The 12,051-nt window shown below is 56.9% G+C and carries 11 protein-coding genes; 5 read left to right on the top strand and 6 right to left on the bottom strand.

Translation table 11 applies throughout. From position 1 onward, the window contains the following. Together P8Z34_16510 and carA are read right to left on the bottom strand one after the other, a co-directional pair. Window positions 1-855 (bottom strand): hypothetical protein (locus P8Z34_16510; GenBank protein ID MEJ2552276.1); only part of this gene is annotated, 855 nt, incomplete at its 3' end. A 5-nt stretch (window positions 856-860) separates the two neighbouring features. Then, window positions 861-2,000 (bottom strand): glutamine-hydrolyzing carbamoyl-phosphate synthase small subunit, encoded by a 1,140-nt coding sequence (gene carA, locus P8Z34_16505; protein ID MEJ2552275.1) that lies wholly within the window; start codon window positions 1,998-2,000, stop codon window positions 861-863. Window positions 2,001-2,472: 472 nt separating this feature from the next. Here carA and P8Z34_16500 point away from each other — a divergent pair, with 472 nt between their 5' ends. Together P8Z34_16500 and P8Z34_16495 are read left to right on the top strand one after the other, a co-directional pair. After that, window positions 2,473-3,072, top strand: a complete 600-nt coding sequence (locus P8Z34_16500) for a TIGR00730 family Rossman fold protein (GenBank protein ID MEJ2552274.1) — start codon at window positions 2,473-2,475, stop codon at window positions 3,070-3,072. Beyond that, complete coding sequence (locus tag P8Z34_16495) at window positions 3,069-3,530, top strand: DinB family protein (GenBank protein ID MEJ2552273.1); 462 nt, start codon at window positions 3,069-3,071, stop codon at window positions 3,528-3,530. The genes P8Z34_16500 and P8Z34_16495 overlap by 4 nt, the downstream gene beginning before the upstream one ends. A 99-nt stretch (window positions 3,531-3,629) precedes the next feature. Here the strand turns inward: P8Z34_16495 and P8Z34_16490 are convergent, their stop codons facing one another. The 3 genes from P8Z34_16490 to P8Z34_16480 form a co-directional block, all read right to left on the bottom strand. Further along, window positions 3,630-4,598 carry a DMT family transporter gene (locus P8Z34_16490; protein ID MEJ2552272.1) on the bottom strand — a complete coding sequence of 323 codons (969 nt, stop codon included), beginning with the start codon at window positions 4,596-4,598 and terminating at the stop codon, window positions 3,630-3,632. A gap of 128 nt (window positions 4,599-4,726) precedes the next feature. After that, window positions 4,727-5,380, bottom strand: coding sequence for a dienelactone hydrolase family protein (locus tag P8Z34_16485; GenBank protein ID MEJ2552271.1), 654 nt, complete (start codon window positions 5,378-5,380; stop codon window positions 4,727-4,729). Between the two features lie 6 nt (window positions 5,381-5,386). Further along, window positions 5,387-6,346, bottom strand: a complete 960-nt coding sequence (locus P8Z34_16480; protein ID MEJ2552270.1) for a ring-cleaving dioxygenase — start codon at window positions 6,344-6,346, stop codon at window positions 5,387-5,389. A gap of 217 nt (window positions 6,347-6,563) precedes the next feature. Between P8Z34_16480 and P8Z34_16475 the strand changes: the two genes are divergently transcribed. After that, window positions 6,564-7,145, top strand: a complete 582-nt coding sequence (locus P8Z34_16475) for a thioredoxin family protein (GenBank protein MEJ2552269.1) — start codon at window positions 6,564-6,566, stop codon at window positions 7,143-7,145. A 77-nt stretch (window positions 7,146-7,222) separates the two neighbouring features. Here P8Z34_16475 and pckA read toward each other — a convergent pair whose 3' ends face one another. Continuing rightward, the gene (gene pckA, locus P8Z34_16470) at window positions 7,223-8,836 is read right to left on the bottom strand and encodes a phosphoenolpyruvate carboxykinase (ATP) (protein MEJ2552268.1); all 1,614 of its coding nucleotides are present in this window, start codon (window positions 8,834-8,836) and stop codon (window positions 7,223-7,225) included. Window positions 8,837-9,160: 324 nt separating this feature from the next. On the opposite strand from pckA, the gene P8Z34_16465 reads away from it, so the two are divergent. Both P8Z34_16465 and pstS read left to right on the top strand, forming a co-directional pair. Beyond that, window positions 9,161-10,567: a deoxyribodipyrimidine photo-lyase gene (locus P8Z34_16465; protein ID MEJ2552267.1), complete on the top strand. Its 1,407-nt coding sequence runs from the start codon at window positions 9,161-9,163 to the stop codon at window positions 10,565-10,567. Between the two features lie 670 nt (window positions 10,568-11,237). After that, window positions 11,238-12,051, top strand: an 814-nt coding sequence (pstS, locus tag P8Z34_16460; GenBank protein MEJ2552266.1) for a phosphate ABC transporter substrate-binding protein PstS, incomplete at its 3' end; no start/stop codon positions are given.

Genomic DNA, 12,051 nt, shown 5'->3' with positions numbered 1-12,051 from the left:
GATGTTCGAGCCGCCGGTTTCGATGCCGACGACGTCGATGATGATGCGGGATTGGTCGCGTAAAACCTGATATTCCCGGTCGGTGAGGGTTTGCGTGGGGGCGACGGTGATCGAATCGCCGGTATGGATACCCATCGGATCCAGGTTTTCGATCGGACAGACGACGACGAAGTTTCCTGCGTGGTCGCGCATGACCTCCAATTCGAATTCCTTCCAGCCGATGAGGCTCTCCTCGATCAGAACGGTACCGACAGGGCTTTCCTGCAATCCGAATTCCACTTTGGCTGCGAACTCATCTTCGCTGAAGGCGATGCTGCCCCCGCTGCCGCCGAGGGTGAACGATGGGCGCAATAAAATCGGATAACGGCCGATTTCGCGGGCGATCTCTCGGGCTTCCTTCACCGACCTGGCCAGGCCGCCGATGGGGCAGGACAACCCCGCCTTTTCCACGGCTTCTTTAAAAAGCAGCCGGTCTTCGGCGAGGCGGATCGTTTCGAGTTTGGCGCCGATCAATTCCACGTTGTAGCGGTCGAGGATCCCGCTCTCCGATAACGCAACGGCGGCGTTGAGTGCGGTCTGACCACCGACCGTGGGAAGCAGGGCGTCCGGGCGTTCCTTGGCGATGATCATCTCCAGGATGTCGTTGGTGATGGGCTCGATGTAGGTGGCGTCGGCGAATTCGGGATCGGTCATGATCGTCGCCGGATTGCTGTTGACCAGGACGATGCGATAGCCTTCGGATTTGAGCACCTTGATCGCCTGCGTGCCGCTGTAATCGAATTCAGCGGCCTGGCCGATGACGATGGGTCCAGCGCCGATGACCAGGATGGTTTCGATATCGGTTCGTTTCGGCATCTGAACTACACCGTTTCTTTCGCCATCATTTGCACGAATTCCACGAACAGCGGATCCGCGTCGTGAGGACCCGGCGCCGCCTCGGGGTGGTACTGGATGCTGATGGCCGGGAGTTGGGTGTGGCGCATACCCTCACAGCAGCCATCGTTGAGATTGACGTGAGTCACTTCGATCGTTTTTGGCAGCGAATCGGGATCGACGGCGAAATTGTGGTTGTGAGCGCTGATCTCGACGCGTCCCGTCGGCAAATGCTTTACAGGCTGGTTGCCGCCGTGATGGCCAAACTTCAACTTGTAGGTCTTGCCGCCGAATGCCTGGCCCAGGATTTGATGGCCGAGGCAGATCCCGAAGATCGGTACTTTTCCGAGAAGTTCCTTCGTCGTCTTGACGGCGTAGCCGAGAATTGCGGGGTCGCCCGGGCCGTTGCTGAGGAAAACGCCGTCGGGCTGCAGCGCCAGAACGTCTTCGGCCGACGTCGAGGCGGGGACGATCGTGACGCGGCAACCATAGCTCGCCAATCGGCGAAGTATGTTTTGCTTGATGCCGTAATCGTAAGCCACGACGTGATAGGCGGCAGTGTGCGGCACGGCTTTCGTGGAGATCCAGCGCTCTTCGGACGGCTCCACCCAGGTGTAGGGCTTGGAACAGGTCACGGTTTGCACCAGATCGATCTCGCTCGTGCCGTGCCACGCGCGTGCCTGTTCGACGAGCTCGTCGTCGCTCGGCGCAACGTCGGTCGTGAGCACACCCTTCAGGCTGCCTTTCTCGCGCAGGCGGCGGGTGAGGGCGCGCGTGTCGATGCGTTCGATACCAACGATGTCCTTTTTCAGCAGCCAATCGGAAAGTGAGAGTTCCGCACGCCAATTCGAGACGCAGGGACTCAGCTCGCGCACGATGAAGCCGCGCAGGAATATGCCACGCGATTCGTAATCTTCCGGATTTATGCCCGTGTTGCCGATCTGTGTGGCGGTCATCATGACCATCTGGCCGGCGTAGCTTGGGTCCGTCAGGATTTCCTGGTAGCCGGTCATGCCGGTATTGAACACGACTTCGCCCACACGCGTTCCCGCCGCACCGAACCCGCGTCCAGCCCACAGGCTGCCGTCTTCCAATGCCAAGCGTGCTGCCGGTCCGTTCGCTGTCATGTTCGGTACCTCTCTGATGCTGTGCGCCGTTTTCGGGTCAGGCTTTATTCCCGCGGGAAGAAATCGTCCATTTTTTTGCGAATACCATCGTGATGATTCGAAGTCGTGGACCGAAAATTCCCGCGACAATCGGCCAGGCGGATTTTTCGACCGGCCGACAGAAAACCTGCCCTACATGCTAACACCAATCCCTATCTTTGGTTGTTGGGATTGCAGGGAAATATCGACATTGCGGAGCCGCCGGATCGCCGGATGGATCGCGTATCTCAGTTCGCCAGGATTTGTGAGATATAATGCCTGAATATAGGCTTGGCGACCCTCACTTGACGATGAAACCCTTCGGTCCATTATTCTAACCGATCATGGTGAATTTTTGTTCGGCAACTGGGATAAAGAAAGACGTTCTTGAGGAATATGATTTCCGGGGAATGTGGTTGAAGCCAATTCTGGAGAAGAGGGTCCCCGAAACGTCATGAATGCCATCCGAAAGATTTGCGTCTTCTGTGGCTCGAGCGACTTGATCGAGGACCTCTATCTCGAAGCAGCGTGGTCCTTGGGACAGGCTCTGGCAAATAGCGGCATGGATTTGATTTTCGGAGGGGGCGGCACCGGTCTGATGGGAGCCCTGGCGGACGCGTCACTTGAAGGTGGCGCGAAAGTGATCGGGATCCTGCCGCGTCTCTTCAATACCCCGGCTTTGGCGCACCCCAACCTGACAGAACTGCGCGTCGTGGATGATATGCACGACCGCATGGCGATCATGATGGAGGCCGCGGATGCATTCCTGGCGCTGCCCGGCGGTTTTGGGACTTTCGAGGAATTGTTCGAGGTACTCACGTGGGCGCAGATCGGATTGCATCAGAAGCCTGTGGGCTTACTCAACGTGAACGGGTATTTCGATTTGCTGTTGAATCTGATCGAGCATGCGCGGGTTGAAGGGTTCATTTACGACGAGCATCCGGATTTGTTGATCGTCGATAGCGATGTCGATCGCTTGCTCGCCCGGCTTACTCAATATCGGCCGCCGGCGGGACTGGCTCGTTGGGTGGACCGTGAGGAGGACGGCCGATGAACGCAGCACAATTTTTCGATCATTGGAACAAGGTCTGGCGGGATTTGATGCGGGCCGTAGACATGCTCGAGGATGAACATTTGAAGTTTAAGCCGGCGGACGCTTACCCGCGCACGGTGGGGGATATTCTGCGTCACATCATCAACCTGGAACAAGGTTGGATTCACTTTGTGATCCGGCGTTCGCTCCCGGAATGGCCTCCCGAAGACAAGAACTTGAACACGGTGGATGCCGTTCGCGCCGAAATGAAGCGCGTGCACACCGAAACCATGGACTACCTGGCTGAAGTCAACGTTGAAGACTTCAACCGCATTGTGCAGGTCCCGGACGACGGAGCCCCGAAGTTGGGTTGGATCCTCTGGCACGTATTCGAGCAGGAAATCCACCATCGTGGTGAGCTGTTCTTGTGTTTGAGCTTGTTGGGTATGAAACGGCCCAAAACGAATCGACCGGGTTGATTTCTTCGCTCGCGAAATCCCAATCTGCCGTTCGTGTATTCATGCAATTGTCTGCGCAATAAGAGGGGCGAATCGGAGCGTCAGGTGGTTGGTGTTTCCCTACATCACTCTGAGCCTGCGGTTTGCGAAGCGGTTCTCGAAGAGTCTCAGTATGGCTACACCGGAGATGATCAGGAAACTGCCGGCAATTTGGATTTGGTTTAAGCGTTCTCCGAAAAGGATGTAGGCCAGCGTGGCGGTGAAGGCCGGCTCGAGTGTGAGAATCAGGTTGACCGTGCTGGAGGGTAAGTAGCTCAAGCTTACGTTGTACAAGCCATAACCCGACAGGGTCGGTCCTGCGGCCAGCAGGAGCAAGGCACCCCATCCGGCGAGGGAATCCTGCAGCCAGAAGAAATCCTTGAAGCGGTTGATTGTACCCGGTACTTCGATGCCGGGGATCAGGTTGTAGGCGAGCAGAAAGACCGCCGCGAAGGAAAAGGTGTAGCACAGCGTGGTCCATGGGTTCAAGCCGCGCTGTGATGCGGAACGCCCCATCAGACTGTAGACGGCATACGCAAGACCGGATAGTATCCCCGTCAGAATCCCCAGCGTGTTGCTCTGCCAGGCGTTGGCGTCGTAGGCTTCTGCCACCAGGACGCAGCCGGTTATGCAAAGGACTACGGCCAGGATTTTACCCCATCCCAAACGTTCTTGAAGCAGCCAGTGGCCAAGCAGGGCGGTGAAGGCGGCGGAACTGTACGCTAAAACCGTAGAGATGGCTGCGCCGTTCATGGCTACCGACAGGGTCCACAGCGAATTGAAAATCGAGAGTATGAAGCCGAAGAGAAGGAGATATTCCCGATGCTTCGAGGTGGTGCGCAGCAGGTCTCGCCGCCGAATGGCCAGGATGGGCAGCAGCGTCAGCGCGACAAAGACGGCTCGCCAGAACGCCAATACCAGGGCGGGCATGTCGTAGTTCAATGTGAGATAGCGGATGAAGATCGCCGTCGTGGACAGGATGGCCGCGCTGAGCAGTGCGGTGGCATACCCGCGGGTCAGATCCGTTTCATCTGTGGATTCGACATTCATGCTTGCGCGCTCCGTGCGGCTGGAACCAGCTCGGTAACGCATGATTATAGCAGTGTTTCATCTGCAGTTCGTTCGTGGCTTGACTTCGTTCTCGATGGGATTCGTTGAAGTGTGTGGTGACAGGCGTATTACGCTGCAGCCGCCTCGACGGCATCTTTCAGCATGGAGCGCACGGCATCGATTTCCTCTTGATTGATCGTGTGCGCCATGCCCGGGTACACGCGAAAATCCACTCTGGCGTCCATACGCTCGAACGCGGCTGCCGTCTCTTCGAGTGCGGTGTAGGGAATCCAGGGATCGACGTCGCTCCCGCCGATGAAAACAGACACGCCGTGCAACGTTCCGGGGTAATCGTGCGGTGTGCCGGGAGGGCCAATCAGCGCGCCGCTGAAAACGAACAATCCTGCGTATCTGTCTGCGTTGCGGGCGACGTATTCGCTGGTCAGACACGCCCCTTGCGAGAACCCGCCGAACACGATTTGCCGTTTCGAGAATCCGGCGTCTACCACTTGCTGCATCAGGGTGTCGATTCGCTCCAGGGCGAAGGAGAGATCGGGTTCGTTGTCCTCGATGGGGCCAAATGCAGATTGAGGATACCAGCGGTTTGAAGCGGCCTGCGGGAGGATGAAGTGGACACCCTGCACCTCGAGCTGGCGTGTAAGCGGAACCATGCTGTAGGCATCCGCCCCGCGGCCGTGCAACAAGATGACGACGACTTTCGCGTCCCCCAGGTCCGTACCCATCCGTTGGATGGGCTGTCCCGCGTGCATGTTGTCCGTCATGCAACCTCACGCTCCGATCGGCGTCAGATCGGCTTCAATTTCTCGACGGCGTTGCTCTAGGAAGGGCGGTAAAACCAATTTCTCGCCCAGCGATTCCAGATTCTCGTCGATGGCGAATCCCGGTCCGTCGGTGGCGATTTCGAACAGGATTCCGTTGGATATTCGAAAGTAAATCGAGCTGAACCAAAAACGGTCGATCAGCGGCGTAACGGACAAACCTCGGGCTGACAAGCGTTGGCGCCACTGTTTCTGGGTCTCGATGTCCGCGACGCGAAAAGCAACGTGATGCGTTCCTCCTGCACCCAGACGGGCGCGTCCCAGGAACGGCTGCTCGAGCAGCCAGACTTCGGATCCCGGACCGCCGTCCTGGTGGGTGGTGAAGATCACGGCGTTCGACTTTTGGTCGATCCAGCGCGTTCGCTCGATTTCCTCGAAATTCAGGATGTCCGTCAGAATCATCGATACCCGCCGAAGCTCGGCTACGGAAAGGATGACGCCGAAAAAGCCTCGCAAGGTATGCTCGTCGGGTATGTCCGGACGCTGCCAGATCTCGCCTTCGAAGTCGTCTCCTTCATCGTTGACCAGGTACAAACGCAGGCCTTCCGGATCTTCGAACGGCAGCAGTTGTCGACCGGCAAAGGGAGTGATTTCCGCATGTTGGATATCCAATGCCTCGAAACGCTTTTGCCAGAACTGAAGCGCCTGGCGGCTGTTTACCCGAAAGGCGGTGCCGACGATACCGTCCGTCCCGCGCACGTTCCGGCCGATGTGGGGCCAATCGAAAAACGTCATGTCCGTGCCCGGGGTGCCGACCTTATCGGCGTAGAATAGGTGATAGGCGGACACATCGTCCTGGTTGACGGATTTCTTGACCAGGCGCAGACCCAGGACATCCGTGTAAAAACGGACGTTTTCAGCGATGTCGGCGCTGACGGATGTAACGTGATGCAGTCCGGATGATTGCATTATTGGCCTCCAATTCCAATATGTGTATCTTTGAGACAATACGAAATAACCAATTCTTACCTGATATACCCAATTATATCCACATTCCAAAGCCTGCCGATGATAGATTCGTGGAGATGCCCAATGTTTTGAATTGATAGAATATAAAGAGAGTGGGTATTGGTTTCTGAACTCTTCAAATGAAGACGATTGGTTTCGATGTGCCAAGGAGGGAAACATGGTTCAAACCCCATCAACGATGTTGGCGTTGGGCACAGCAGCCCCGGCGTTCAGCCTTCCGGATGTGGTCAGTGGGGAAACGGTTTCGTTGGACGATTTCGCCTCGAAGAAGGCTTTGCTGGTGATGTTTATCTGCCGGCACTGCCCGTACGTCAAACACGTGCAGCAAGAGATCGCCAGGATCGGGAGGGATTACGCCGCTAAAGACGTTGGGATCGTGGCGATCAGCGCCAACGATGCCGGCACCTACCCCGAGGATGCGCCGCACAGTCTGAAGGAGATGGCCGAAGAATTGGGTTTTAGATTCCCCTTCCTCTATGACGATAGCCAGGAGGTGGCCAAAGCCTACACAGCGGCTTGCACGCCGGATTTCTTCGTCTTCGACGATGACCGGGAATTGGTTTATCGTGGTCAACTGGATGGCAGCCGGCCGGGAAACGACGTACCGGTCAGCGGCAAGGATCTGCGCAGCGCGCTGGATGCCGTCTTGGCGGATGAGCCCGTGAATCCCGATCAAAGACCGAGTATTGGCTGTAACATCAAGTGGAAAGGCGGCAACGAGCCCGATTATTTCAACTAATCGGACGGTCGCTAAAATCGGTGCATCGACGAAAGCAAAATGAGAATCGCCGCCGTGCCCCGTTACGCAGCCCGATTTCAGGATTTGCGCGGCCCGGCTGCGATGACTTTCTTATCGACTTGTGCCTCGAACGGTTTGAAATTTTCGTGGAACATGTCGATTAATTTATTGGCCTGACGATCGTAGGCCTTCGGGTCTTTCCAGGTCTTGCGCGTGTGCAGGATGTCCTGCGGGATGTCCTCGACGTGTTTGGGAACGCGCAGTCCAAAGTAGGATTCCGTTTCCAGTTCGACGTCGTCCAGATCTCCGTTGAGCGCGGCGTCGACCATTTTACGGGTGTAGGAGAGTTTCATACGCCGACCTTCGCCGTACGGCCCTCCCGTCCAGCCGGTGTTGACCAGCCAGACCTGCACCTTGTGTTTCTTGACCTTTTCCCCCAGCAAGTTGGCATACACCTTGGGATGCAGCGGCATGAAAGGTGCCCCGAAACAAGCGCTGAAATTTGGCTGCGGCTCGGTGACGCCGCGTTCGGTACCGGCAACTTTGGCGGTGTAGCCGCTCAAGAAGTGGTACATGGCTTGTTCGGTCGTGAGTTTGCTTATGGGCGGGAGCACGCCAAAGGCGTCCGCCGTGAGAAAGATGACGTTTTTCGGATGCCCGCCGACGCCGTCGCGGACGGCGTTAGGAATGTGGGTGATCGGGTAACTGGCACGGGTGTTCTCTGTGAGCGCGTCATCGTCGAGATCGACCCGACGCGTCTGGCTGTCGTACGCGACATTTTCCAGTATTGTGCCAAAACGCCTCGTGGTTTCGTAAATGAGTGGTTCACCTTCCGGATCCAATCGAATCACCTTGGCATACGAACCGCCCTCGAAGTTGAAGACGCCGTGTTCGCTCCAACCATGTTCGTCATCGCCGATGAGGGACCGTTCGGGGACGTTGCTCAATGTGGTTTTGCCCGTGCCGCTGAGGCCGAAGAAAAGAGCGACGTCGTCCGCATCCTTCCCGTAATTCGCGCTGCAGTGCATGGGCAGTACGCCCAGCTTGGGCAGCTTGTAATTCATGGCGGAGAAGATGCTCTTCTTGATCTCCCCGCCGTATTCGGTGCGGGCGATGAGGATCAGTCCCTTGCCGAGATGCACGAGGATGGCGGTCTGGCTGGCCGTACAGTCGGTGCTGGGGTCGACGTGGAATCCGGGCATGTCGATCACGGTGAACTCGGGGACGTGCGTGCGCAGTTTTTCGTGGTCGAGCTCGCGAATGAACATGTTGCGGGCGAAGAGATTGTGCCAGGCATAATTGGTGATAATACGCACCGGGGTGCGGTATTCGGGGTCAGCGCCAGCGTAACCATTGAAGATGAAGATGTCCCGGTTCTGGATGTAAGCCAGCATGCGGCGGTGAATGTCATTGAAGCAGTCTTCGTCCATCGGGCGATTGACGTTTCCCCACCAGATGTCGTCCTTACTGGAGGGCTCTTCGACGATGAACTTGTCGTGCGGCGATCGACCCGTGTGGTCGCCGGTGCGCACGATGATGGGTCCCAAATGCGCCAGCACACCTTCGTGGCGGCGGACGATGCGCTCGTACAACATCGGCGTAGTCAAGTTCCAATACACCGTTCCCGGGTTTTGTATCCCGTGGTTTTCAACGCCGTAATCACCGGCTTGCGGTCCGAATATTTGGGTCATGATGTCGTTTGCTCCTTCGCTGTCCGGGTCAAATCTGCCTCAATCTGAAGCTTGAATACAAAGGATTCTGGGATTCATTATATTCCCTTCAAGTTGGACTCGGTGTTATTTTCAAAGGGTTTAACCCATTTCGTTTCAAAAAAGTACGCCCATTTCCGGAATTCAACGGTTCCATCGACCGTTATTTTCTTGGAGGCGTGAATGGGGAAACTTAAGTATTCCCGCGGTGCGATGATCTGCGTAGATTGCGATTTTCATCTCGCCTGCCTTTCGAGGATAGTAAAATTGTGGTTGAGGGCATGCTGGTGGGGCCGGAGGTATGGGATGACAACGGCCGTTTGGTGGCTGCGGCGCGATCTGCGCCTGGCGGACAACCCTGCGCTTCGAGCTGCGCTGGACTCAGCGGACGAAGTCGTCCCTTTGTTTATCCGTGATCCCGGTCTGTGGGACTCGCAGTACAGCGGAGCGGTGCGCAAGGCTTTCCTGCTCGCAAGTTTAAAATCCCTGGATCATTCACTTCGGCGCATCGGCAGCCGGTTGATTTTCCGCGCGGGAGAACCGCTCGAGGTGCTGACTCGACTGTCGGCCGAGATCGGTGCGGGAGCGATCTTCGCCCAGGCTGGCGTCTCGCCGTATGCCCGCCAACGAGACGCAGCGATTCAAAAAGCACTTCCACTGAATCTCACAGAAGGTCTGACGATCCATCCGCTGCAGAGCGTACGGAAAAAAGACGGCCAGCCGTACGTCGTCTTCACGCCCTACAGCCGCGCCTGGCGCGCGCTGGCTCCAGTGGAGACATATGCACGGATTCCGGCTCCAAAACTGGTCCACACGCCGGGCAATCTCGAATCGCTGCCCATCCCTGAAACGCCGGTATATCGCCACGAAAGTATCTTCCCGGTCGGCGAAGCGGCTGCACGTGAACGATTGGAGGTATTTGTCCGAGAAGGGATTGCCCGCTACGCGGCGAATCGCGATCGGCCCGACTTGCACGGCACTTCGATGCTTTCCCCGTATTTTCGCTTCGGTGTTCTTTCACCACGTTTTGCCGCCTCGCTGGCGATGGATGCCCGCAACAGTTTCCACGATGAAGATCGGCGTGCGTCCGCTGCGGCGTGGCTGCGGCAGCTGATCTGGCGCGAATTCTACATCGACGTTCTGGCGCATTTCCCTCGTGTTCGTCGGGAGAATTTCCGGGATAACCTGGCTGCAATTGCTTGGTCCAACGATGACGGCGATTTCGAGGCCTGGTACCGCGGGCGAACCGGTTATCCCATCGTCGACGCGGCCATGATTCAACTCGACCAGACCGGCTGGATGCACAATCGGGCGCGCATGATCGTGGCTTCCTTTCTGATCAAAGATTTGCTTATCGACTGGCGCTGGGGGGAACGCTGGTTCATGCAGCACCTACTCGATGGCGACCCGGCGGCGAACAACGGCGGTTGGCAGTGGACGGCTGGCACCGGCACCGATGCGGCACCCTACTTCCGGATCTTCAATCCGGTCGCACAAGGCAAGAAATTCGATCCGCATGGCGAGTACGTGCGGAAGTGGCTGCCCGTTCTCGAAAATGTCCCTGACCGTTTCGTCCACGAGCCCTGGAAATTGCCTGGGGACGTGCAGAAGGACTCGGGCTGCCGCATCGGGCGGGAATATCCACGGCCGATCGTGGACCACGCCTGGGCGCGGGAGCGTGCGCTCGCCGCCTACCGCGCCGCGCGGGAATAAGCCAACAAGAACAGCCAGCGTAACCGATCGCCTCGTGTTCGTTCAAATTCGCCAGGTTGGATGGATGTGAGTTAATTCCCTTCGTGCCTCGAAAATGTGCATGGGGACGTTAAACATGGTTAATCCAATCTTGACACGCGCTTAAGATGAATGAAATACGCTGAGCGTATGCTAAACAAGAAAAAATGGAAGAACAACGCTCAAACAGGATGGTAAACGTCGATTGAAGCTGCGATGTGCTTCAGCGAATGCACGTGCAGGCAAGAATGTCAGTTTGCCGATTTCATACGGCAGTTCGATGCCAAATCAGAATCTGCCCGTTATGGATACGGTTTATTGCCCTTACTGCGGTTCGTTTTCATTTCATATCGAGTACTACTGCGTTCGCTGCGTCGTGCGTGTCGAAGGTCGATGCACTCGCTGCCGCACGATCGGCCGATACCTTCACCGGTCATCCGGAAACACTCGAACTACGCAACCGGAGCGTTTTAACTTGGCAAGCCGCGCCTGATCGTTGGGGGAAGGCATCTTTTCCTCTCCTTCGGATCACCTGTCGTGAGCACCGTGGCGGGTGATCTTTTGTTAAGAAACCTTAACCAAACCTTGACCTGTACTTAAGTTGTGCCCAATAACATGAAGTGCAGACTAAAAACTTGAGGAGATAAGAAACATGTCGTTAAAACGTTACGCTATCTTTGTTGGTCTCATGCTCTCGCTGGGGCTTTCCGCCTGCGCTTCTCAGGCATCAGGTGAGTCGATGGTGGAAGTGACCCGCATCGTGGAGGGGACGCCGCAGGTCGTTGTTATCACGCCGACTCCCGAAGCACAGGCCGCTTTAGGATCGATCCAGATCAATGGTGCCGGCGCGACTTTCCCGCTTCCGGTCTACACCGAATGGACCTACGCCTACCAATATGTTGATCCGTCCGTCGCGATCAACTACCAGGGCATCGGTTCCGGCGGCGGCAAGAAGGCCATCGTCGACCGCACCGTTGATTTCGCTGGTTCCGACTCGCTCTTGAAAGACGAGGAATATACCGCTGGCGGCGACCTGCAGATGTACCCGATGATCGCCGGTGCGGTGGTGCCGATTTACAACATCGAAGGCATTACCAGCGAAGATCCGCCCTTGATCTTCAGCCGGGAAGTCTTGGTCGGCATTTATGACGGCAGCATTAACAATTGGAGTGATCCCGCGATCGTCGCGCTCAATCCGGATTTGGCCGGCAAACTACCGAATGCCGCAATCACGGTCGTCCACCGCTCCGATGGATCCGGCACGACGGAAATCTTCACCAAGGCGCTTTCCTCCTTCAGCTCCGACTGGAAAGCGAACGTCGGCGCCGGTTCGTCGATCGAATGGCCGGTTGACAAAGCCGGCAACGGCGTGGGCGGCAAGGGCAACCAGGGCGTTGCGGCGGCCGTTCAAAACACCGCCAACAGCATCGGCTACGTCGAGCTCTCATATGCCGTTTCGAACAAGA

The organism is Anaerolineales bacterium (genome assembly GCA_037382465.1).
Taxonomy (GTDB): Bacteria; Chloroflexota; Anaerolineae; order Anaerolineales; family E44-bin32; genus WVZH01.
The sequence above is the reverse complement of the archived record's forward strand: the minus strand, read 5'-3'. Positions and strand labels throughout refer to the sequence as shown.

Coding starts and splice junctions, on each gene's coding strand:
- carA (MEJ2552275.1), bottom strand. CDS start 2,000: ATGACAGCGAACGGACCGGCAGCACGCTTGGCATTGGAAGACGGCAGC.
- P8Z34_16500 (MEJ2552274.1), top strand. CDS start 2,473: ATGAATGCCATCCGAAAGATTTGCGTCTTCTGTGGCTCGAGCGACTTG.
- P8Z34_16495 (MEJ2552273.1), top strand. CDS start 3,069: ATGAACGCAGCACAATTTTTCGATCATTGGAACAAGGTCTGGCGGGAT.
- P8Z34_16490 (MEJ2552272.1), bottom strand. CDS start 4,598: ATGAATGTCGAATCCACAGATGAAACGGATCTGACCCGCGGGTATGCC.
- P8Z34_16485 (MEJ2552271.1), bottom strand. CDS start 5,380: ATGACGGACAACATGCACGCGGGACAGCCCATCCAACGGATGGGTACG.
- P8Z34_16480 (MEJ2552270.1), bottom strand. CDS start 6,346: ATGCAATCATCCGGACTGCATCACGTTACATCCGTCAGCGCCGACATC.
- P8Z34_16475 (MEJ2552269.1), top strand. CDS start 6,564: ATGGTTCAAACCCCATCAACGATGTTGGCGTTGGGCACAGCAGCCCCG.
- pckA (MEJ2552268.1), bottom strand. CDS start 8,836: ATGACCCAAATATTCGGACCGCAAGCCGGTGATTACGGCGTTGAAAAC.
- P8Z34_16465 (MEJ2552267.1), top strand. CDS start 9,161: ATGACAACGGCCGTTTGGTGGCTGCGGCGCGATCTGCGCCTGGCGGAC.